The sequence below is a fragment of the Pseudomonas sp. MPR-R2A5 genome, from assembly GCF_058793055.1.
On the sequence record NZ_JBXAFK010000004.1, the window covers coordinates 235,477 to 257,004 of the forward strand.

A 21,528-nucleotide genomic window follows, 5' to 3' on the forward strand; every position below is an offset into this window, starting at 1 on the left:
TCATGCAAGATATTGAATACACTGAAGAACAAGTCATGATTCGTGACATGGCACGCGACTTTGCCCGTGGCGAAATCGCCCCACACGCCCAGGCCTGGGAAAAAGCCGGCTGGATCGATGATGCCCTGGTCGCCAAGATGGGCGAGCTGGGCCTGCTGGGCATGGTCGTGCCGGAAGAATGGGGCGGCACCTACGTCGATTACGTGGCCTATGCCTTGGCGGTGGAAGAAATTTCCGCCGGTGACGGCGCCACGGGCGCACTGATGAGTATCCATAATTCAGTGGGTTGCGGGCCTATCCTCAACTACGGCACCACCGAACAGAAACAAACCTGGCTGGCGGACCTCGCCAGCGGCCAGGCCATCGGCTGCTTTTGCCTGACCGAACCCCAGGCGGGGTCCGAAGCCCATAACCTGCGTACCCGCGCCGAATTGCGCGACGGCCAGTGGGTGATCAACGGCGCCAAGCAGTTTGTCAGCAACGGCAAGCGCGCCAAGCTGGCCATTGTGTTCGCCGTCACCGACCCTGAACTGGGCAAGAAAGGCATCTCCGCCTTCCTGGTGCCCACCGATACGCCCGGGTTCGTGGTGGACCGTACCGAACACAAGATGGGCATTCGCGCGTCCGACACCTGCGCCGTCACCCTCAACCAATGCACAGTCCCCGAGGCCAACCTGCTGGGTGAGCGCGGCAAAGGCCTGGCAATTGCCCTGTCCAACCTCGAAGGTGGCCGTATTGGCATCGCCGCCCAGGCCCTGGGCATCGCCCGTGCCGCCTTTGAAGCGGCGCTGGCCTATGCCCGTGACCGCGTGCAGTTCGATAAGGCAATCATCGAGCACCAGAGCGTCGCCAACCTGTTGGCCGATATGCAAACCCGGCTGAATGCCGCGCGCCTGCTGATCCTGCACGCCGCGCGCCTGCGCAGTGCCGGCAAGCCCTGCTTGTCTGAGGCGTCCCAGGCCAAGCTGTTCGCCTCGGAAATGGCTGAAAAGGTCTGCTCCTCGGCCATGCAGATTCATGGAGGGTATGGGTACCTGGAGGATTACCCGGTGGAGCGTTACTACCGGGATGCGCGGATCACGCAGATTTACGAAGGCACCAGCGAGATCCAGCGGATGGTGATTGCCCGAGAGCTCAAGAATTACCAGCTTTGATTGAAACGGCTGTGGGAGGGGGCTTGATGTGGCAAGTGGACTTGATGCGGCAAATGGGCTTGATGCGGCAAGTCGGCTTGATATGGTGAGCAGGCTTGTTGTGGCGAGCGGGCTTGCCCCGCGTTGGGGCGCGAAGCGGCCCCAAAACCTGACGATTTAATAGGCCTGGATAAACGCGGGGGCCTTATTGGGGCTGCTTCGCAGCCCAACGCGGGGCAAGCCCGCTCGCCACAACAGGCCCGCTTGTCACAACAAGTCCATTTGAACCCCGGTGTTCCGGATACCGGGTTATTTATCCTTGAACGCTGGCGCGCGCTTGGCCACGAACGCCGCCATCCCTTCTTTCTGATCCTGGGTGGCGAACGCTGCGTGGAACACCCGACGCTCAAAGCGCACGCCTTCCGACAGGCTGACTTCAAACGCGCGGTTCACGCTTTCCTTGACCATCATGCTGATCGGTACCGACTTGCTGGCGATCAGGGTGGCGACTTTCAGCGCTTCGTCCAGCAGTTCATCGGCTGGCACGATACGCGCGACAATCCCGCATCGCTCCGCTTCCACCGCGTCGATGAAGCGCCCGGTCAGGCACATTTCCATGGCCTTGGCCTTGCCCACCGCGCGGGTCAGGCGCTGGGTTCCGCCCATACCCGGCAGGACGCCAAGGTTGATTTCCGGCTGGCCGAACTTGGCAGTGTCGCCGGCGAGGATAAAGTCGCACATCAGCGCCAGCTCACAGCCGCCGCCGAGGGCGAAGCCGTTGACTGCGGCGATGATCGGCTTGCGGCGGTTGGCCACGCGGTCGCTGTCGCTGAACAGGTCATCGAGGTAGATCCGGGGGTAAGTCAGCTCGGCCATTTCCTTGATGTCGGCACCGGCCGCGAAGGCTTTCTTCGAGCCGGTGAGCACGATGCAGCCGATTTCCGGATTGGCTTCCAGGCTGTCGAGCGCCAGGTTCAGCTCACTGACCAGTTGCGCGTTCAGCGCGTTCAGGGCTTGCGGGCGGTTGAGGGTGATCAGTCCGACACGGCCCTGGACTTCGAGCAGGATGGTTTCGTAACTCATGTTTCGGCTCCTTAAAGATTGCGTGAAATGACCATGCGCTGGATATCGCTGGTGCCTTCGTAGATCTGGCAGACCCGCACATCGCGGTAGATCCGCTCCAGGGGGAAGTCGCTCAGGTAACCGTAACCGCCCAAGGTTTGCAAGGCGGCCGAACAGACTTTCTCGGCCATTTCCGAAGCGAACAGCTTGGCCATGGACGCCTCGACCAAGGCCGGTTTGCCGCTGTCACGCAGGGCTGCGGCGTAATGCACCATCTGACGGGCAACCGCGATTTGCGTGGCCATGTCCGCCAGGCGGAACGCCACGGCCTGGTGTTCGATCAAGGCTTTGCCAAAGCTTTCGCGTTCACGGGCATAGTCGCGCGCCGCTTCGAACGCTGCGCGGGCCATGCCCACTGATTGCGAGGCAATACCGACGCGACCGCCCTCAAGGTTGGCCAGGGCGATACGGTAGCCTTCGCCCTCCTCGCCCAGGCGATTCGCCACCGGCACCTTCACATCCTCAAACAGGATCTGGCAGGTGTCGGAGGCATGCTGCCCCAACTTGTCTTCAACCCGCGCCACGGTGTAGCCCGGTGAATTCGTCGGCACGATGAATGCGCTGATCCCGCGCTTGCCCGCGGCGGGGTCGGTGACCGCAAACACGATCACGATCCCGGCGTTTTGCCCGGAGGTGATGAACTGTTTGCAGCCGTTCAACACGTAATGGTCGCCTTCCAGGCGCGCCCGGGTTTTCAGGCTGCTGGCATCGGAGCCCGCTTGGGGCTCGGTGAGGGCAAAGGCGCCGAGCATGGCGCCGCTGGCCAGGGGTTTGAGGAATTGTTCTTTCTGCTGATCGTTGCCGAACGTGAGAATCGGCACGCAACCGACGGAGTTGTGCACGCTCATGATGGTCGAGCACGCGCCGTCACCTGCGGCGATTTCTTCCAGGGCCATGGCATAGGCCAGGTAGCCGGTGTCGCAACCGCCCCATTGTTCCGGCACCAGCATGCCGAAAAAGCCCAATTCGGCCATTTCGCCGATGGCTTCCTTGGGAAAGCGGTGCTCGCGGTCCCATTCGGCGGCGAACGGTTTCAGGCGTTCCTGGGCAAATTGCCGGGCCGCGTCACTGATTTGCAGCTGTTCGTCATTCGGGAGCATGGTACAGAGTCCTTAATACAGGCATTCGACGGCCATGGCCGTGGCTTCACCACCGCCGATGCAAATGGCGGCAACGCCACGCTTGAGGCCTTTTTGGCGCAGGGCCGAAAGCAGCGTCACCAGGATCCGCGCGCCGGAGGCACCAATCGGGTGGCCCAGGGCGCAGGCGCCGCCATGGATATTGACCTTGTCGTGGGGAATCTCCAGCTTGCTCATGGTGACCAGGCTGACCACGGCAAAGGCCTCGTTGATTTCAAACAGGTCCACGTCGTCCAGGTTCCAGCCGGTCTTGCTCATCAGCTTGCGAATCGCCCCCACTGGCGCCACCGGGAACAGGCCCGGCTCGTCGGCAAACGCCGCATGCCCGTGGATCACCGCCAACGGCGTGAGCCCGCGCTTGTGCGCCTCGGACTCACGCATCAGCAGCAACGCCGCCGCGCCATCGGAAATCGAACTGGAGTTGGCCGCAGTGACGGTGCCGCCTTCGCGGAAGGCCGGCTTCAGGCTGGCGATCTTGTCCAGCTTGGCCTTGGGGGGTTGCTCGTCGTGCAGGATGGTCTTCTGCTCTTTGCCCACGGTGACCTGCACCGGGACGATCTCGGCGGTGAAGCAGCCTTGGGTGATGGCCTGCTGTGCACGGGTCAGGGAGGCAATGGCGAAGGCGTCCTGGGCTTCACGGGTAAAACCGTTGTGCTCGGCGCAATCTTCGGCAAAGGTGCCCATCAGGCGGCCTTTGTCGTAGGCGTCTTCCAGGCCGTCGAGGAACATATGGTCGAGCACCTTGCCGTGGCCCATGCGGTAGCCGCTGCGGGCGCGGTCCAGCAGGTACGGTGCGTTGGACATGCTTTCCATGCCGCCGGCAACCACCACGTCGACGCTGCCCGCCAACAGCGAGTCATGGGCCAGGATGGTCGCTTCCATGCCCGAACCACACATCTTGTTGAGGGTGGTACAGCGCGTGGCCTTGTCCAGCCCGGCGCCGAGGGCCGCCTGGCGCGCAGGTGCCTGGCCGAGGCCGGCCGGCAGTACACAGCCGAACAACACCTCATCCACGGCATCGTTGGCGATACCGGCGCGCTCGACCACCGCGCGAATCGCGGCAGCGCCCAGTTGCGGCGCGGTCAGGCCCTTAAGGTCGCCCTGGAACCCGCCCATGGGCGTACGCGCGGCACTGACAATCACGATGGGATCATTCATGACGCATCCTCCTCACTTGGCTGCCATGCGCAAGGCACCGTCGAGACGGATCACCTCGCCATTGAGCATGCTGTTTTCGATGATGTGCCGCACCAACGCGGCGTACTCGGCAGGTTTGCCCAGGCGTGGCGGGAATGGCACGCCGGCGGCGAGAGAATCGCGGACTTCCGGGGTCATGCCCGCCATCATTGGCGTTTCGAAGATGCCCGGGGCGATGGTCATCACGCGAATGCCGAATCGCGCCAGTTCCCGTGCCGCCGGCAGGGTCAGGCTGGCGATCGCGCCTTTGGAAGCCGCATACGCCGCCTGGCCGATCTGCCCGTCAAACGCTGCGACCGACGCGGTGTTGATGATCACCCCGCGTTCGCCCTCGGCATTGGCTTCGGTTTCGGCGATGGCCGCCGCGGCCAGGCGCAGCAGGTTGAAGCTGCCGATCAGGTTGACGTTGATCACCTGGGCGAAGCTGGCCAACGCGTGGGGACCGTTCTTGCCGAGGATTTTCTCGCCACGCACCACGCCGGCGCAGTTAACCAGGCCATGCAGACCACCAAAGGCAGCCACGGCGGCCTTTACGGCGGCTTCGGCGGCGGCTTCCTGGCTGATATCCGCCACGGCGCTGCGGGCGTTGTCACCCAGTTGCCGGGCCTTGGCGGCGATGGCTTCGGCGTTCAGGTCCACCAGCATGACCTTGGCACCGGCCGCGATCAGCATCTCGGCCGTGGCCGCGCCGAGGCCCGAAGCGCCGCCGCTGACCAGAAAAACCTTGTTTGCAATCTGCATCATTGTTTCCTTGAAAGGTGGATCACGCCAACGCCGCTTGGGCCTTGGCGATTTCCTGGTTACGCAAGATAAAACGTTGCAGCTTGCCGCTCGGAGTCTTGGGCAAGTCGCTGACAAATTCGATTTCCCGCGGGTAGGCATGCGCGGCCAGGCGCTTGCGCACATGCAGGCGCAGCTCTTCGGCCAGCTCCGGGGTCGCACGGTATTGCTCGTTGATCACCACAAAGGCTTTCACCAGCTCGGTGCGCTCCGGGTCGGGCTTGCCGACCACGGCGGCTTCGACCACGGCCGGGTGTTCAACCAGCGCGCTTTCCACGTCGAAGGGGCCGACCCGATAGCCGGAGGTGGTGATCACATCATCACTGCGCCCCACAAAGCTGATGCTGCCGTCCGGGTTCAATTCGACCGTGTCGCCACTGAGGTAGTACTTACCGACGAACGCCTTGGTCTTCACCCCGTCGTAGCCGGCGAACCAGCACATCGGCGATTGCTCGCGATCAATGGCGAGAATGCCCGGTTGGCCGGCAGGCAGCTCCTGGTAATCGTCATCCAGCACCACGATGCGATGCCCCGGCGAAGCAAACCCAGCCGAGCCGATGTGTACCGGATGCGCCAGGCCATGATGGTTGCACAGCACCATGCCCAGTTCGGTCTGGCCGTAGTGGTCGTGGATGGTGACGCCCAGGTTGTCGGCAAACCAGCGGATCACTTCCGGGTTCAACGGCTCGCCGGCGCTGCTGACAATACGCAGCTTGCCCTTGATCGAACGGGCGAACTGCTCGCCCCCGGCAATCAACAGGCGATAGGCCGTCGGCGAACCGGTGAGGTTGGTGATCCCGTATTTATTGATGACCCGGCAGGTGCTTTCCAGGGTGAACGGGCCGTCGTAGAAGGTGATCGGATGGCCCATGGACAACGGCCCGGTCACGCCGAAATAGATGCCGTAGGCCCAGCCCGGGTCGGCGACGTTCCAGAACGCGTCTTCAGGACGCAGGTCGACCGCATCACGGGTATAGCTCTGGAACGCAACGATGGCCTTGAGCGGTACCGACAAGGCTTTCGATGGCCCGGTGGTGCCCGAGGTGAACATCAGCAGGAACGGCTCTTCGGCGTCCAGCAGCACCGGCTCGCAGAGCTTGGAATAGTTGGGCAACTCGGCCCAGAAGCTGAAATCGCCCCGTACCAGGCCTTCACCTTTAGGGCCGGTGACCGTGACGATGGTCGGGCAGCCCTGAACCTCCGCGAGCTTGGGCCGATTCACCGCATCGGTGACCACCAGGGCTGCGCCGGAACTGTTCAAGCGGTGTTCAATGGCCTTGGGGCCAAAGGCGGTAAACAGCGGTTGATAGACCGCACCGATACGCCAGGTGGCGAACACCACCACCAGCAACTCGGCGGTGCGTGGCAACAGGCCGGCGACCTTGTCGCCACGCTTGACGCCCTGAGCCAGCAGGAAGTTGGCGAAGCGTGCCGCCTGGTCCTGCAACTCGCTGAAGGTGGACGTGGCGCTGCGCCCGTCCTTGCCCTCCCAGAACAACGCGATACGCCCAGGCAAGGCATGGCGGTCGCAGCATTCAACACAGGCATTCAGGCCCTGCAGGTTGCCAGCCAAGGCGGCATCTACGGTGTGCTGGTAATCAAACTCGGTGGTGGCAGCCAAATACTCACGCATCGCTTTAAATCCTTCTGTATTTTTATTTTCAGGACGTAAACGGAACCCGTGAAATAGTCGCTCTAGAGCGTTGCAGCAGCAATGGTCAAAGCCATCAACCTGGCTGACTGGTTTGGCCAATGCCTTCTCATCATAGACCCCACCGATCAGCCGGTCGGCCCAAGCGATTGGACGGTTCGCCCGCCAGCTTCTAACCTGATGGCCTGCGCCACCGAAGAAGCCCCCTTGCGATGATCGTTCGCCCCAAACCCAACCTCCTGGGCATCCTGTTTTCCCTCAAGGGCTCGATTGCCAAGCGCATCGCCCTGCGCAGCCTGCTGGTGACATTGCTGGCCTCGGTGATCGTGCTGGTGGAAACCCTGCACCCCGCCTATTTCTCCAAGGTCAACGCTACGCCGTTCACGCTGCTGGGGCTGTCGCTGTCGATCTTCATGAGCTTTCGCAACAACGCCTGCTACGACCGCTGGTGGGAAGGTCGCAAGCAGTTGGGGCAGATGCTCATTGATGTGCGCTCGTTGATACGTGAAACCCAGGTGCTCGGCGACCCACTGGAACGGGCAAGCCTGTTGCGCGGCTTGTGCGGTTTTGCCCACGGTTTGATCGCGCGCCTGCGCCTGGAGGATGAAGCCCAGGCGATCAAGCCCTGGATCGGGGTGCCGGCGGCCCATCCCAATCTTCCCGACCAGGTCCTGCAACAGCTGGGCGCGCGGTTTTCCACGCTGGCCGAACACGGCGTGATCAGTGAATGGCGCTACACCCAGCTCGAAACCCGCCTGGTCAGCCTCTGCCAGGTACAGGCTTCCTGCGAGCGGATCAAGGCCACGCCCCTGCCCTTTCCCTACACGCTGCTGCTGCATCGCACCATTTACCTGTTCTGCATTCTCTTGCCATTCGCCATGGCCGAGCCGCTGGGCTGGCTGACGCCGGTGTTCACCGCCATCGTCAGCTACACCTTCTTCGGCCTGGATGAAATCGGTGACGACCTGGAAGACCCGTTCGGCTTCGACGAGAACGACCTGCCCTGCAACGCCATCGTGCGCACCCTGGAACGAGAGGTCCTCGCCGCCCTCGGTGCAACCGACCTTCCCCCTGCCCTGGAGCCGGTGGACTACGTGCTGACCTGATGCCGGTTTGACACTCGCCCTGGTCTGACCGAAGCTGAGCGCTTTGTAATAGCTGCCCAAGCTTTCGGACGCCTGCATGTCAAAGTCACGCCGTTACTCCATCGTCGGCCTGTGCGCCCTGTTGTTGATTGTGCTGATCACCTGGTATTTCTCACGCGCCACCCCGGTCGCGGTGCCCCCTGCCATCGCCCACGGTTATTCCAAGGCCCTGAAACAGGCGCACAACGGCGAACCGGGGGCGGCCCGCGTGCTGTATCAGCAGTTGGCCCGGCCAGACCTGTCCGACGAACGTCGCGCCGCGCTGCATGCCGAGTTGCCCAACTACCCCAGCCCCCAGGCCTTGAAATTGGCCGACAAGGACCTGGCCAATGAATCGCCACGGGTTCGTGAGGCGGCGATTCGCAGCATTGTCGGCCTGGTGCCCACCGGCCAGCGCACCCTGTTGCTCGGGCCACTCCTGGAGGACGCCGAGCAAAGCGTGCGCTTTGCCGCCGCCAACGCCTTGCTGGGGCTCTCGCCGGACACCCTGGGCCTGTATTTCGGGCCATTGCAGCAAGTGCTCGATGAATTCGTGAAAACGCTCAAGGCTCAGCCTGAAACGGCTGAAAGCTGGATTCAACTGGCGCGGCTGTACATCCACAGCGCGTTGCTGCCGGAGGCACAAAACGCCCTGGAACAGGCGATGCGCTTGCAGCCGGACAACCTGCAGGCCGTAGTCGCGCAAATTGAGCTGCTGGACAAACAAGGCAAGACCGACGAATCGCGCCAGTTGCTGGCTCGCCAATTGGCGGCGCACCCTGAGTCCGCCTACCTGCAACACGCCCTGGGCATGTGGCTGCTGCACCACGGCGAGCGCCCTTATGCGCTGCTCGGCCTATCCAAGGCCGTGGAGCTGGAACCGGACAATCAGGATTACCGCTACGACCTCGCCACCACCCTGCATGCCCAGCAGGAACTCGAGGCCGCCCAGCGCCAGTTGGAAGAAATCATCCAGCGCCACCCTGCCAACCGCAAGGCGCGGGTGTTGCTGGTCAATTACTGGAAGGAAAGCGGCCAATTGCAAAATGTGCAGGTACTGCTGGCCCAACTTGAGCAACAGAACCCAGACGACCCGGCCTTGCAACAAGGTCTTTGATACCAGGCCTGCATAAACCTGCGAAACGGACAAACTAATACAATGGGTTGAACCGCCACACGCCACCACGGTCAAGAGTTTATGGCGCGCCCTGAGGCGGCGCCCCTTCTACTTGTACGTGACCCGAGGGCACTTCTTGTCTACATCCAAAGAGCTGTTCAGTGAAAAGGCGGCCACCGGTATCGAAGGTCTTGATGACATTCTTTCCGGGGGACTCTCACGCAGCCATCTGTTCTTGCTGGAAGGCGAACCCGGCACTGGCAAAACCACCGTGGCGCTGCACTTCCTGCAAGCGGGGGCACACAACGGCGAGCGGTGTTTGTATATCACCCTGTCAGAGACCGAACGTGAGTTGCGCCAGGGCGCCAAATCCCATGGGTGGGAACTCGACGACCATATCCATATCTTCGAACTGACCCCGCCGGAAAGCCTGCTCAACGCCGAGCACCAGCAGAGCCTGCTGTATTCCTCCGACCTTGAACTGGGGGAAGCCACCCGGCAGATTTTTGAAGTGGTCGAGCGAGTCAAGCCGACCCGCGTGGTCATCGACAGCCTGTCGGAGATCCGGCTCCTGGCACAAAGCTCGCTGCGCTATCGCCGGCAGATCCTGGCGATCAAGCATTACTTCGTACGCTATGACGCCACGGTGCTGCTGCTGGATGACCTGACCACCGAATCCCTGGATAAAACCGTACACAGCGTGGCCCACGGCGTGATTCGCCTGGAAGAGCTGACGCCCACCTATGGCGCTGAGCGGCGCCGTATACGCGTGGTGAAGTACCGTGGCCAGAAATACCGAGGCGGCTTCCACGATTGCACCATCATGGGCGATGGCATCCACGTATTCCCCCGCCTGGTGGCAGCCGAACATCGCGGCGGCTACATCCGCGAGACATTGAGCAGCGGTATTGCGCAGATGGATGCGTTGATGGGCGGCGGTGTGGAGACCGGCTCCAGCAGCTTGATCCTCGGCCCTGCGGGGACCGGCAAGTCATTGATCTCGATGATCTTCGCCGCCGCGGCGGTCGCCCGTGGCGAAAAAGCCGCACTGTTCATCTTCGATGAAGAGCTGGGGCTATTGTTCGAACGCATGAAAAACATGGGCATCGACCTCGCCGCGATGCAAGCCACCGGCAACCTGCTGATCGAGCAGGTCGACGCAGCGGAGCTGTCGCCGGGCGAGTTTTCGCACCGCGTGCGCCGCTGCGTGGATGAGCGGGGTATCAAAACCGTGGTCATCGACAGCATCAACGGCTATCAGGCCGCCATGCCGGAAGAGAACGCGCTGATCCTGCATATGCATGAACTGCTGCTGTACCTCAACCGCCGGGGCGCTGCCACGTTCATGACCGTCGCTCAACACGGGCTGGTCGGCGATATGCAGACCCCCGTGGACATCACCTACCTGGCCGACACGGTCATTCTGCTGCGTTACTTCGAAGCATTGGGCAAAGTGCGTCGGGCCATCTCGATCATCAAGAAACGTACCGGCTCCCATGAATCGACGATCCGCGAATACCGTATCGGCAGCGGCGGCATGACCGTGGGCGAGCCCCTCGACAACTTCCAGGGTGTATTGCGCGGTATTCCGATCTTCACGGGCTCCGGCTCACCCTTGCTCAAGGAAGAGGGATAGTGAGCGGTTTTTCCCTCCTCTCCGAGCGCGCAATCATCCTCGCACCCTTGGGGCGCGATGGTTCTCTGGCGCTGATGATGCTCAACGAAGCCGGTTACAGCGGTATGGTAGCCAGCAACCTGAACATGCTCTGCGACGCCTTGGAGCACGGTGCCGGCCTGCTGGTGATCGCCGCTGAAGCCTTGCGCGGGGTCGACCTCGAACCGCTGCTGGATCACCTGCATCAGCAGCCGGCCTGGTCAGACCTGCCGATCGTGCTGATGACCCACCACGGCGGCAGCGAACAGAATGGCTCCTCGCACCTGAGCGGGTTGCTGGGCAACGTGACCTTCCTGGAGCGGCCTTTCCATCCGGTGACGCTGATCAGCCTGGTCAGCGCCGCCCTGCGTGGTCGACGCCGGCAATACGAAGCCCGCGACCGCCTGGTGGACCTGAGCGAAAGCGAACTGCGCCTGCAACGCACCCTGGAAACCCTCGAACAACAAGTCGAGGAACGCACGGCCCAACTGCGCAGCAACGAAGAGGCATTACGCCAATCGCAGAAAATGGAAGCGGTCGGACAGTTGACCGGCGGTATCGCCCATGACTTCAACAACATGCTGACGGGGATCATCGGCAGCCTGGAGCTGCTGCGAAGGCGCGTATCGCGGGGCAAGCTGGATGACCTCGATAGCCTGATTGATTTGGGGGTGACGTCCGCCAACCGCGCTGCCGGCCTCACCCATCGTTTGCTGGCGTTCTCGCGTCGCCAATCGCTGGATTCCAAACCGGTGGATATCAACCAACTGGTCGCTTCCATGGGAGAGTTATTGCAACGCAGCATCAACGAAAGCATCGACCTCGACATGCACCTGACTGATGGCTTATGGACCGCCGAAGCCGACCCCAATCAACTGGAAAGTGCTCTGCTCAACCTGGTGATCAACGCGCGGGATGCCATGCCCGGCGGCGGCAAACTGCTGGTTGACACCACCAACCGCCATCTGGACAGCGTTTTCACGGCGGCCTACGGCACCTTGAAGCCCGGCGACTATGTAGAACTCAGCATCAGTGACACCGGCTGCGGTATTCCGGAACACTTGATGGGCCGAGTCTTCGATCCGTTCTTCACCACCAAGCCCATTGGCCAGGGCACGGGCCTGGGGTTATCGATGATCTACGGCTTTGCCCGTCAGTCCCACGGCCATGTGACGATCCACAGCGAAGTGGGCAAAGGCACCACCGTCAGCCTGTTCCTGCCGCGCTTTGTGGGCGAGCTCACCGCGCTGGAGGCCGACAACCCGACGTTGCTGCCCTTTGCCAATGCGGGTGAAACGGTATTGATCGTTGAGGACGACCCCGCCGTACGCGTATTGGTCTGCGCGGTACTGAAGGAGCTGGGCTACGGCTTTGTCGAAGCGGGAGATGCCGACGCGGCGCTGCCGATTATCGAGTCCGAACAACGCATTGACCTGATGATCAGCGACGTCGGCCTGCCCGGTATGAACGGGCGGCAGTTGGCAGAAATCGGTCGCCAGATACGCCCGGATCTCAAAGTACTGTTCATCACCGGTTATGCCGAACACGCCGCCGTGCGCGGTGGTTTCCTCGACCCGGGAATGCAGTTGATCACCAAGCCATTCACCTTTGATCTGTTAACGGCGAAGGTCAGGGAGATGATTCAGGCGTGACGCGGGTAAACGGACCGATCCAGGCGGCAATCCGTTGGTTCGATTTAAAGCAGTGTCCCCTCATGCGGACACTGTCGCCTTGGGCTGTTTCAAGCTAAAAGTCGCTGGATATGCTCTTGCAGCGTATCCAGGTCAAACGGCTTGGCCAAAATCGGCGCATTACGCGTGATCGGGCTATTACAGTCGAGGATTTCCTGCGGGTAGCCGCTGATAAAGATGACTTTCAACTCCGGCCGCAATTTGATCGCCGGCTCGGCGATCTGCACCCCGGAGATTCCCCCAGGCAGGCGATAATCTGTGACCATCAGGTCCAAGTGTGGCTTGGTTGCGAGGATTTCAAACGCCTGCTCCCCATCGATGGCCTTCAATACCCGGTAACCCAGGCCGGCCAGGTATTCACCCAGCACGAACATAATGGATTCGTCGTCTTCGACGATCAGTACGACATCTTGTGCATCTTCACTCATGGGAAGCCTTTGTTCGGTCATTTGCTGCAAATACGACCATAGGGTCATGCAGAGGTTGCGTCGAGGTGACGATTGATTTCACACCGGCGCATCCAGGGGCAGGCACACCCGGAACAGCGCGCCCTCGCCTATCTGGCTCTCGACTTCGATGGTGCCGCCGTGGGCCGCCACGATCTGCTCGGAAATAAACAGCCCCAGGCCCAGGCCCGCGGCTACATGGCTGGCGGATACGCGCTCGAACTGCTGGAAAATCCGCTTCTGGTTGTCTTCGCTGATCCCGATACCATGATCACGCACTTCCACCCGCGCCTCGCCGTGCACGGCATAGACGCGCACCTCCACCGGGCTCTTGGCCCCGTAGCGCAACGCATTGGTCAGCAGGTTGGAGACCACCTGCTCGATACGGAACTCGTCCCAGTTGCCCTCCACCGGCCCTTCGGCGTCCAGTTGCATCGACGACTCGGCGGCCGCCACCTGGGGGGCAAAGTTCTCCAGCAGGTTGCGTACCAATTGCGTCAAGTCAAAGCGTGCCGGGCGAATCGACAGCTTGCCGGTGCGGATACGCGACACATCGAGCATGTCTTCGATCAAGCGGATCAGGCTCTGGATCTGGCGCTCATCGCGGTCGACCATCGCGTGCATCTTGTCCAGGGTAAACGCGGCGGCGTTATCCCGCGCCAGGTGCATCTTGCGCAGTTGGGTTTCGAGGATCAGCCCGTTGAGCGGTGTACGAACCTCATGGGCAACGATCGACATAAAGTCATCGCGCATGCGCACGGCCTGTTCCAGTTCAGCCTGGGTGGCCTGCAGGCGCGTCAACAGCAGTTCCTGTTCGCGGCGACTGCGCTCAAGGGCTTCGACCTGCAGTTTCATCGCCTTGCTCTGGCGGTAGAGGTCGACGAACACATTGACTTTGCTCTTCACCGCATGGATGTCCAGGGGTTTGTGCAGGAAGTCCACGGCGCCACTTTCGTAGCCCTTGAAGGCGTAATTCAGTTCGCGGCCCGCGGCGCTGACGAACACAATCGGGATGTTCTTGGTTTTCTCGGTACCGCGCATCAGTTCGGCCAGCTCGAAACCGTTCATGCCGGGCATCTGTACATCGAGGATCGCCATGGCGAACTCATGCTCCAGCAACAACGACAAGGCCTCGTCGGCGCTCAAGGCCTTGAAGACCTGGCGATCCTCGCGCTTGATCAGCGCCTCGAGGGCCAGCAGGTTTTCCGGCAGATCGTCGACGATCAGCAGTTTGGCCTGGACAGTACTTAACATGGGGAAGATTCCAGGGAAGCCAGCAAGGAGGCAATGCGGCTCAAGGTCAGAATATGGTCGGGTGTGTGCAGGGCCAGGGCTGCCCGTGGCATCACCGCAATACGTGCTTCGTCGGGGTCCTGTACAACCGTGGTGCCACCGCTGTGCTTGACCTGCATCAGGCCATGGGCGCCGTCATGGTTGGCGCCGGTCAACAGAATCGCGAGCAGGCCCTTGCCATAGGTATCAGCGGCGGAGGCGAACAGGTAGTCGATGGCAGGCCGGGAATGATGTACCCGGTCTTCCTGGCTCAGGGACAGGCTGCGATCATGCTCCACCGACAAGTGATAGCCAGGGCCGGCGAAATACAAGGTGCCCGGCTTGATCGCTTCTTTGTCCTGGCCTTCCCGTACCGGGATGCGCAGGCGCCGTGAAAAAACCTCGGCCAACTGGCTGCGGCGCTCATCCGGCAGGTGCAGCACGGCGACGATCGGCAGACCGAAGGTGTCGGGCAAGTCACTGAAAATACTCAGCAACGCCTCGACCCCGCCAGCGGAAGCGCCGACGACGATGGCTTCAATCCCGCGAATCGGGTTGGCGGCGGCGTCGTTCATGATTTTCGGTAGATCCGTTCCTGCTTGACCAGGGGTTCGAATTGCTTGCTGTAGCCGGAAAATTCCAGGGTTTCCTTGCTGCCCAGCACCAGGAAGCCGCGATGGCACAGCGACTCATGAAACAATCCAAACGCCCTGTCTTGCAACTTTTTATTGAAATAAATCAGAACATTACGGCATGAAATTAATTGAGTTTCTGAGAACACGCTATCGGTCGCCAGGCTATGGTCAGCGAAGGTCACATTCTCACGCAGCGTCTTGTCGAAGATCGCGTAATCGTAAGCCGCGGTGTAGTAGTCGGCAAATGAACGCTGCCCGCCAGCCTGCTGGTAGTTGGCAGTGTAGGCGCGGACATTCTCCAGAGAAAAGATCCCCTGCTTGGCTTTGTCCAGGGACGCCGGGTTGATATCGGTGGCGTAGATGATGGTGCGCTCCAGTAACCCTTCTTCACGCAGCAGGATCGCCATGGAGTACACCTCCTCCCCCGTGCTGCAGCCGGCGATCCAGATCTTGATCGACGGGTAGGTCTTGAGCAGCGGCACCACTTCCTGGCGGATCGCAAGGAAGTGCGACGGGTCGCGAAACATCTCGCTGACCGGAATCGTCAGGAATTGCAGCAACTGCATGAACGCCGCCGGGTCGTGCAGCACCCGCTCCTGCAGCGCCGAAATGGTCGCGCAGTCGAACTGGCGCAGGGCGTGAGCCACGCGGCGTTTTACCGATGCACCGGAATAGTCGCGAAAGTCATAGCTGTACTTGAGGTAAATCGCCTCGATCAGCAGGCGCAGCTCAATATCGCTGCTTTTTTCCAAAAAACTTCGCTCCACTTAAATGCGTTCCATCTTCGGTAGCCATACGCGGATCAGCGAGAACAGGCGATCCAGGTCAATCGGCTTGGCCAGGTAATCGTTGGAACCCGCCGCAAGACAGCGCTCCTGATCGTCCTTCATGGCCTTGGCGGTGACGGCAATGATCGGCAGTTTTTTCCAGCGCGGGTCCTGGCGAATCAAGGTGGTGGCTTCGTAACCGTCCATCTCGGGCATCATCACATCCATCAGCACCAGGTCGATATCGTCGATCTCATTGAGTCTATCGATGGCTTCACGACCGTTACGCCCGATGACCACCACAGCCCCCTTGTGCTCCAAGGCACTGGTCAGGGCGAAAATGTTGCGCACATCGTCGTCCACCAACAGAATCTTGCGGCCTTCGAACACCTTGTCGCGGCTGCGGGCAGTCTTGAGCATCGTCTGGCGTTCATGGGACAGCTGGGATTCGACTTTGTGCAGAAAGAGTGTCACCTCGTCCAGCAGGCGCTCCGGGGAACGGGCGCCCTTGATGATGATCGAGCGCGAATACTTGCGCAGTTCGGTCTCTTCATCGCGGGTCAGGTTGCGCCCGGTGTAGACAATCACCGGCGGGAACGAGCAGATATCCTCGGTGGCCATGCGCTTGAGCAACTCGTTGCCGAGCATGTCGGGCAGCTTGAGGTCGATGATCATGCAGTCATAGACGTTGGCGCGCAGCAGGTCGAGGGCCTCCTGGGCAAAGCCGACGGCGGTGATTTCGATGTCATCGTCGCCGATCAGGCGGGCAATGCTGTCGCGTTGCAGGTCATCGTCCTCCACCAGCAGCACGCGCTTGACCTTCTGGGTCAGCTTGGCTTCCAGGCGTGCAAACACGTCCTTGAGCTCTTCGCGGGTGGTGGGCTTGACCGCATAGCCGATGGCGCCCATATGCATGGCGGCTTCGACGCGGTCTTCCACGGAAATCACATGCACCGGGATATGCCGGGTATTGGCATGTTCCTTGAGGCGCTGCAACACGGTCAGGCCCGAATGATCCGGCAGGCGCATGTCGAGCAGGATGGCATCGGGGATGTATTCCTCGGCCAGGCTGTAGCCTTCGTCTGCGCCATGGGCCACCAGGCAGTGGTAACCCAACTCATGGGCCAGGTCGAACAGAATGCGGGCGAAGTTCGGCTCGTCTTCCACCACCAGGATGCAACGGGTGGTAAACGGGGCTTTCTCGCGATCGTCGGCAAACCGTGGGATCTGTTTGGCGTCCGCGATCGGCAAGGGTGATACCGCGATCGGCTTGGGTGCCGGGACCGCAACCACCTGGCGTGGCGGCTCGATAGGCGCCGCGTCTTCCTCACGCTCGATGTACTGCTCCGGCAACACCAGGGTAAATACGCTGCCCTTGCCCGGCTCGCTGGTCACGCTGATATAGCCGCCGAGCAAGGTGGCCAGGTCGCGGGAAATCGACAGCCCCAGGCCCGTACCGCCGTAACGGCGGTTGGTGGTGCCGTCGGCCTGGCGGAAGGCTTCGAAGATACTTTCCTGCTGGTCCGGGGCAATACCGATGCCCGAATCACGCACGGTAAAGGCAATGCCCTCACCCGGCGCCCGGGAGACCGACAGGCTGACTTCACCTTGCTCGGTGAACTTGATGGCGTTGGACAGCAGGTTCTTGAGGATCTGCTCCAGGCGTTGGCGGTCGGTGAACAGCATGGTCGGCGAGCCTTCCAGCACTTCGACCTGGAACGCCAGCTTGCGATCGGCGGCGAGCGGTTCGAACATCCCGCGCAGGCCGTCGACCAGGCGCGCCACACTGGAGTTTTCCGGGCGCACCTCCAGTTTGCCGGCTTCCACCTTGGAAATATCCAGGATGTCGTTGATCAGATTGAGCAGGTCATTACCCGCCGAATAGATCGACTCGGCGAACTTGACCTGCTCGGCACTGAGGTTTTCCTGGGGGTTCTCGGCCAAAAGCTTGGCCAGAATCAACGAGCTGTTCAACGGCGTACGCAGCTCGTGGGACATGTTGGCGAGGAACTCGGACTTGTACTTGCTGGAGCGCTGCAACTCTTCGGCGCGGTCCTCGAGTTCGAGCTGGGCCTGGTTGAGTTCGACGTTCTTGCGGTCCATGGCGTCGCGCTGCTCCGCCAGGGTCTGGGTCTGCTCGGCCAACTGCTCGTTGGTCTGCTCCAGTTCCGCCTGTTGGGTCTCAAGGTGGGCCTGGGACTCCTTGAGGATGCGCGACTGTTCTTCGAGTTCTTCGTTGGCGGTCTTGAGCTCTTCCTGTTGCACTTGCAGCTCTTCGTTGAGCTGCTGGGTCTCGGCCAGCACTTCCTGCAGGCGCTGGCGATAACGCGCGGCTTCGATGGAAGTGCCGATATTCCCGGCGATCAGCTCCAGCAAATCAACGTCACGCTCTTCCAGAGGGCGCAGGAAACCCAGTTCGATCACGCCGTTGACCCGGTCATCGTCGCTCGTCGGCATCACCATCACGCTGCGCGTGGCGCCTTCGCCCAGGCCGGAGCTGACCTTGAAGTAGTCCACTGGCACGTCGTCGAGGCGAATCAGGCGATCCAGTTGGGCAGCCTGCCCGACGATACCTTCGTCACTGTAGATCGACTGTTCCTGCTGCTCCTGCTCGCGGGAGAAGCCGTACGTGGCCACGCGCTTGAGGCCGCCGTGTTCTTCGCGCACATACAGCGCCGCGACGGCCGAGCCCATGTACTGGGCGAAGAACTGCAAGATATTGCGGCCCAGCATGTTCAAGGTCAGTTGGCCGAGGACCTGTTCGGCCAACTCGGTCTGGCCATTACGCAACCAGGCTTGCCGCTCGAGGCGCTGCGCGATCTTCTGTTGTGACGCGAGGTTTGCGCTGTAACTATCGGATAAGGAAAGTAAATTCTTACGACCGATGTAGGCCAGAAAGCCACTCAACCCGAGTACAAATGCCAGGTACAAGCTGACGCTGATGACCGTGGTACGGGTGACGTCTTCGTTGCGGGCGATACGGAACTGCTGCTCCATCGCCACCGCATCGTCGTATTCCTTGCGAATTTCATCGGTCAGGCGCTTGCCGCGGCCGGCCTTCACAGCGCTACGGAAATCACCGCTCTCCCGCTGCATATCAATCATCGATTGGGCGTACTTGTTCCACTCGATCTGCAAGGCTTCCAAGCGCTTGAGGCGGTCCACCTGCTGGGGGTTGTCCGCCACCAGGTCCTGCAAATTGCGCAAATCGGCAATGATGCGAGGCTTGGCCACTTCATACGGATCGAGGAAATGCTCGTCACCGGTGATCAGGAAACCGCGCATGCCGGTTTCCAGGTCGACGGTCAGCTTTGACGTCTCATTGAGGTTGTTGATGACCCGGTCGGTGTGCTCCACCCACTGGATTACCGACAGCAAATAAGTGATCAGGCAGACGAAAAATACCGCGCTGAGCACGCCCACGCCCAGGGGCAGCGCGACGTTTCGGCCCAGCAGTGTACGAAAGCTCTTTTCATCGACAGTCGACGCGGGAGTCATGGGCATGCCTTGGCCAATTCAGAAAAACGAGGAGTTTGCCCCAAAGTTGCGCGCGAACGCTATTTTTCTGTATTGATTCGGCTGCTTAAATATCAGGCTGCTTGGCTCCGGAACTCCTCGCGCTTTCTTCCTCAGCCCAAGAAGCAAGGGGAACAGAACAACCCGACGGGACATTCTGCTCCACGAACGTCACAATGCCAGCAATTACTTTGGAACTTGCTGGCGTTGCTTCCACTCATTACTAAGTTGTCTTTTTGCCTTTCACGCTCAGCCCTTCACCTTTCAGGAATGTCTACTATGCCCACCGCCTCCACCATCCTTGTAGTCGAAGATGACGCCATCGTGCGCATGCTGATCGTCGATGTACTCGAAGAGTTGGAGTTCGCAGTGCTGGAGGCCGCTGATGCCGAAAAGGCGCTCGAAGTGGTTGAAGACATCCACCAGACGATTGATCTGATGATGACCGACATGGGCCTGCCGGGTATGGACGGCAAGCAACTGGCGGCCAAGGTCCGTGAGTTGCGTCCGACCTTGCCGATATTGTTTGCCAGCGGCTATGCCGAAAATATCGATGTGTCTACCGGTATGCAGGTGATCGCCAAGCCGTTCTCGATCGATCAGTTGCGCGACAAGGTCAAAGCGATGTTGCCGCCTGCCGCATGACCGCCCACTGTCAGCGCATGCTGCCCACCCTGGACGGCTGTCAGCGCCTGCGCAGCCTCTGACGTTGAATTTCTCATTTATTGATTCGATCGGCCAAGGCAACGGCGGCTGCACGCCTGATTTCATGCTTTTAACGTGACGTCCGGCCAATAAAAATGGAAACTCATGGCGCTTGCGCGCCATGTACCATAACTCTCCCCACCAAGCCCCCCCTGGAAGGACGCAACAACATGATTGGAAAACCGACGCGCCTGCTGTTGGCGAGCCTCTCGATACTCATGAGTACCGGTGCCTGGGCCGATTTCACGGCGACGCCGAGCGAAGCGCGGGCCATTGCCAAGGAAGCCTACTTGTATGGCTATCCAGTCGTTGAGATGTACAAGACGCTCTACACCCAGGCCGTTGATAAAGGCGGGGCCAACTTCAAGGCACCGTTCAACCATATCGGCAATACCGCCCAGGCGCTCACGCCAAAGGACACCGCATTCGCGACCCCGAACATCGACACACCCTATTCATTCGTGTGGATGGACCTGCGCAGCGAGCCGCTGGTGCTCACCCTGCCCAAGATCGAAGACGACCGTTACTACTCGGTGCAACTGATCGACCTCTATACGCAGAATTTCGCTTACCTGGGCACCCGCAGCACCGGCAACAATGGCGGCCACTACATGGTCGCCGGCCCGGACTGGAAAGGTCAGCAGCCAGTCAACGTGGACCGTGTGGTGTACAGCGAGAGCAATATTGCCTACGCCCTCTACCGCACTCAGTTGTTTGATGAAAAGGACCTGAACAAGGTCAAGCAGATTCAGAACGGCTACAAAGTGCAGTCGCTGAGCAATTACGTGAAGCAAGCCGCCCCGGCCAAGGCAGCCAAGATCCAATGGCCCAAGCCATTGGCGACCATGACCGAAGGACTGCAGTTGTTTCGCTACCTGAACTTCATGCTGGCCTTCGCCGCGCCCCAGGACAGCGAAAAAGACCTGCTGGCGCGCTTTGCCAAGATCGGCATTGCCCCTGGCGCGCCGTTCAAGGTCAACCAGTTGACGGCTGAACAGCGCAAGGCCCTGGAAGACGGCATTAGCGACGCCAGGGCGGAATTCGCAGCCTTTAAAAAGGACAAGCTCGACACCCATCAGGTCGCCAGCGCCGACCTGTTCGGCAGCCGTGACCGCCTGAAGAACAACTACCTGTACCGCTACGCTGGCGCCAACATCGGGATTTTCCGCAACTCGGCCGATGAGGCGGCCTCCCTGAGCTACCTCATCGACAGCGAGGGTAAACCCGCCAACGGCGCTCGTCACAGCTACACCGTCCACTTTGCCAAGGGCCAGCTGCCGCCGGCCGATGCATTCTGGTCGCTGACCATGTACGACGCCAAGACCAAGCTACTGGTGCCCAACCACAAGAAGCGTTACCAGATCAACTCGCGGATGCTGCCCAACCTCAAGCTGGACGCCGACGGCGGCTTGACCCTGGCGCTGCAGCACCACGAACCGCCGAAAGAAGAACAAAGCAATTGGCTACCTGCCCCTCCTGGTCCGTTCTACGCGGTACTGCGGATTTACCTGCCCAAACCTGAGGTGGGCAACGGTGAATGGAAACTGCCACCGCTGACCCCTCTCAAGTAGACGCTGGC

General features: G+C 60.9%; 17 protein-coding genes. 7 read left to right on the forward strand and 10 right to left on the reverse strand.

The features are described 5' to 3' along the window. Nucleotides 1–2: 2 nt before the first annotated feature. Nucleotides 3–1,154 carry an acyl-CoA dehydrogenase family protein gene (locus AC1Q6I_RS05085; RefSeq protein WP_024075393.1) on the forward strand — a complete coding sequence of 384 codons (1,152 nt, stop codon included), beginning with the start codon at nucleotides 3–5 and terminating at the stop codon, nucleotides 1,152–1,154. A 288-nt stretch (nucleotides 1,155–1,442) separates the two neighbouring features. Here the strand turns inward: AC1Q6I_RS05085 and AC1Q6I_RS05090 are convergent, their stop codons facing one another. From AC1Q6I_RS05090 to AC1Q6I_RS05110, 5 genes are read right to left on the reverse strand one after another with little or no spacing between them, the layout of a single operon-like run. Next, entirely contained in the window at nucleotides 1,443–2,216 is a 774-nt protein-coding gene (locus AC1Q6I_RS05090; protein WP_069076019.1) for an enoyl-CoA hydratase, read from the reverse strand. Between the two features lie 11 nt (nucleotides 2,217–2,227). Continuing rightward, on the reverse strand, nucleotides 2,228–3,355 hold the full coding sequence (locus tag AC1Q6I_RS05095) for an acyl-CoA dehydrogenase (protein ID WP_102623381.1): 1,128 nt from the start codon (nucleotides 3,353–3,355) through the stop codon (nucleotides 2,228–2,230). 12 nt (nucleotides 3,356–3,367) lie between these two features. After that, nucleotides 3,368–4,552 carry an acetyl-CoA C-acyltransferase gene (locus tag AC1Q6I_RS05100; RefSeq protein WP_102623382.1) on the reverse strand — a complete coding sequence of 395 codons (1,185 nt, stop codon included), beginning with the start codon at nucleotides 4,550–4,552 and terminating at the stop codon, nucleotides 3,368–3,370. 12 nt (nucleotides 4,553–4,564) lie between these two features. Further along, nucleotides 4,565–5,332: an SDR family NAD(P)-dependent oxidoreductase gene (locus tag AC1Q6I_RS05105; RefSeq protein ID WP_102623383.1), complete on the reverse strand. Its 768-nt coding sequence runs from the start codon at nucleotides 5,330–5,332 to the stop codon at nucleotides 4,565–4,567. Nucleotides 5,333–5,354: 22 nt separating this feature from the next. Then, nucleotides 5,355–7,004 carry an AMP-binding protein gene (locus AC1Q6I_RS05110; RefSeq protein ID WP_024075388.1) on the reverse strand — a complete coding sequence of 550 codons (1,650 nt, stop codon included), beginning with the start codon at nucleotides 7,002–7,004 and terminating at the stop codon, nucleotides 5,355–5,357. A 230-nt stretch (nucleotides 7,005–7,234) separates the two neighbouring features. On the opposite strand from AC1Q6I_RS05110, the gene AC1Q6I_RS05115 reads away from it, so the two are divergent. The 4 genes from AC1Q6I_RS05115 (at nucleotide 7,235) to AC1Q6I_RS05130 (ending at nucleotide 12,569) form a co-directional block, all read left to right on the forward strand. Further along, nucleotides 7,235–8,128: a bestrophin family protein gene (locus tag AC1Q6I_RS05115; RefSeq protein WP_024075386.1), complete on the forward strand. Its 894-nt coding sequence runs from the start codon at nucleotides 7,235–7,237 to the stop codon at nucleotides 8,126–8,128. Nucleotides 8,129–8,204: 76 nt separating this feature from the next. Continuing rightward, on the forward strand, nucleotides 8,205–9,263 hold the full coding sequence (locus tag AC1Q6I_RS05120) for a tetratricopeptide repeat protein (protein ID WP_024075385.1): 1,059 nt from the start codon (nucleotides 8,205–8,207) through the stop codon (nucleotides 9,261–9,263). A gap of 136 nt (nucleotides 9,264–9,399) precedes the next feature. Further along, nucleotides 9,400–10,899 carry an ATPase domain-containing protein gene (locus AC1Q6I_RS05125; protein WP_102623405.1) on the forward strand — a complete coding sequence of 500 codons (1,500 nt, stop codon included), beginning with the start codon at nucleotides 9,400–9,402 and terminating at the stop codon, nucleotides 10,897–10,899. 74 nt (nucleotides 10,900–10,973) lie between these two features. Continuing rightward, nucleotides 10,974–12,569 (forward strand): ATP-binding protein, encoded by a 1,596-nt coding sequence (locus AC1Q6I_RS05130; protein WP_240968691.1) that lies wholly within the window; start codon nucleotides 10,974–10,976, stop codon nucleotides 12,567–12,569. Nucleotides 12,570–12,658: 89 nt separating this feature from the next. Here the strand turns inward: AC1Q6I_RS05130 and AC1Q6I_RS05135 are convergent, their stop codons facing one another. From AC1Q6I_RS05135 to AC1Q6I_RS05155, 5 genes are all read right to left on the reverse strand, one after another. Beyond that, entirely contained in the window at nucleotides 12,659–13,036 is a 378-nt protein-coding gene (locus AC1Q6I_RS05135; RefSeq protein WP_003217591.1) for a response regulator, read from the reverse strand. A 78-nt stretch (nucleotides 13,037–13,114) separates the two neighbouring features. After that, complete coding sequence (locus AC1Q6I_RS05140) at nucleotides 13,115–14,308, reverse strand: hybrid sensor histidine kinase/response regulator (protein ID WP_024075382.1); 1,194 nt, start codon at nucleotides 14,306–14,308, stop codon at nucleotides 13,115–13,117. Beyond that, nucleotides 14,302–14,901, reverse strand: a complete 600-nt coding sequence (locus AC1Q6I_RS05145) for a chemotaxis protein CheB (protein ID WP_102623385.1) — start codon at nucleotides 14,899–14,901, stop codon at nucleotides 14,302–14,304. The genes AC1Q6I_RS05140 and AC1Q6I_RS05145 overlap by 7 nt, the downstream gene beginning before the upstream one ends. Beyond that, nucleotides 14,898–15,728 carry a CheR family methyltransferase gene (locus AC1Q6I_RS05150; RefSeq protein ID WP_024075380.1) on the reverse strand — a complete coding sequence of 277 codons (831 nt, stop codon included), beginning with the start codon at nucleotides 15,726–15,728 and terminating at the stop codon, nucleotides 14,898–14,900. The genes AC1Q6I_RS05145 and AC1Q6I_RS05150 overlap by 4 nt, the downstream gene beginning before the upstream one ends. Continuing rightward, entirely contained in the window at nucleotides 15,729–19,226 is a 3,498-nt protein-coding gene (locus tag AC1Q6I_RS05155) for a response regulator (protein ID WP_102623386.1), read from the reverse strand. 297 nt (nucleotides 19,227–19,523) lie between these two features. Here AC1Q6I_RS05155 and AC1Q6I_RS05160 point away from each other — a divergent pair, with 297 nt between their 5' ends. Beyond that, nucleotides 19,524–19,889, forward strand: a complete 366-nt coding sequence (locus AC1Q6I_RS05160) for a response regulator (protein WP_024075378.1) — start codon at nucleotides 19,524–19,526, stop codon at nucleotides 19,887–19,889. 230 nt (nucleotides 19,890–20,119) lie between these two features. Continuing rightward, nucleotides 20,120–21,520 (forward strand): DUF1254 domain-containing protein, encoded by a 1,401-nt coding sequence (locus AC1Q6I_RS05165; RefSeq protein WP_102623387.1) that lies wholly within the window; start codon nucleotides 20,120–20,122, stop codon nucleotides 21,518–21,520. Nucleotides 21,521–21,528: the final 8 nt, after the last annotated feature.

What these genes read in the sequence shown, in the direction of transcription:
- AC1Q6I_RS05120 (WP_024075385.1), top strand. Translation starts at nt 8,205, where the DNA reads ATGTCAAAGTCACGCCGTTACTCCATCGTCGGCCTGTGCGCCCTGTTG.
- AC1Q6I_RS05090 (WP_069076019.1), bottom strand. Translation starts at nt 2,216, where the DNA reads ATGAGTTACGAAACCATCCTGCTCGAAGTCCAGGGCCGTGTCGGACTG.
- AC1Q6I_RS05165 (WP_102623387.1), top strand. Translation starts at nt 20,120, where the DNA reads ATGATTGGAAAACCGACGCGCCTGCTGTTGGCGAGCCTCTCGATACTC.
- AC1Q6I_RS05100 (WP_102623382.1), bottom strand. Translation starts at nt 4,552, where the DNA reads ATGAATGATCCCATCGTGATTGTCAGTGCCGCGCGTACGCCCATGGGC.
- AC1Q6I_RS05145 (WP_102623385.1), bottom strand. Translation starts at nt 14,901, where the DNA reads ATGAACGACGCCGCCGCCAACCCGATTCGCGGGATTGAAGCCATCGTC.
- AC1Q6I_RS05085 (WP_024075393.1), top strand. Translation starts at nt 3, where the DNA reads ATGCAAGATATTGAATACACTGAAGAACAAGTCATGATTCGTGACATG.
- AC1Q6I_RS05155 (WP_102623386.1), bottom strand. Translation starts at nt 19,226, where the DNA reads ATGACTCCCGCGTCGACTGTCGATGAAAAGAGCTTTCGTACACTGCTG.
- AC1Q6I_RS05140 (WP_024075382.1), bottom strand. Translation starts at nt 14,308, where the DNA reads ATGTTAAGTACTGTCCAGGCCAAACTGCTGATCGTCGACGATCTGCCG.
- AC1Q6I_RS05130 (WP_240968691.1), top strand. Translation starts at nt 10,974, where the DNA reads ATGATGCTCAACGAAGCCGGTTACAGCGGTATGGTAGCCAGCAACCTG.
- AC1Q6I_RS05115 (WP_024075386.1), top strand. Translation starts at nt 7,235, where the DNA reads ATGATCGTTCGCCCCAAACCCAACCTCCTGGGCATCCTGTTTTCCCTC.
- AC1Q6I_RS05105 (WP_102623383.1), bottom strand. Translation starts at nt 5,332, where the DNA reads ATGCAGATTGCAAACAAGGTTTTTCTGGTCAGCGGCGGCGCTTCGGGC.
- AC1Q6I_RS05110 (WP_024075388.1), bottom strand. Translation starts at nt 7,004, where the DNA reads ATGCGTGAGTATTTGGCTGCCACCACCGAGTTTGATTACCAGCACACC.
- AC1Q6I_RS05135 (WP_003217591.1), bottom strand. Translation starts at nt 13,036, where the DNA reads ATGAGTGAAGATGCACAAGATGTCGTACTGATCGTCGAAGACGACGAA.
- AC1Q6I_RS05160 (WP_024075378.1), top strand. Translation starts at nt 19,524, where the DNA reads ATGCCCACCGCCTCCACCATCCTTGTAGTCGAAGATGACGCCATCGTG.
- AC1Q6I_RS05095 (WP_102623381.1), bottom strand. Translation starts at nt 3,355, where the DNA reads ATGCTCCCGAATGACGAACAGCTGCAAATCAGTGACGCGGCCCGGCAA.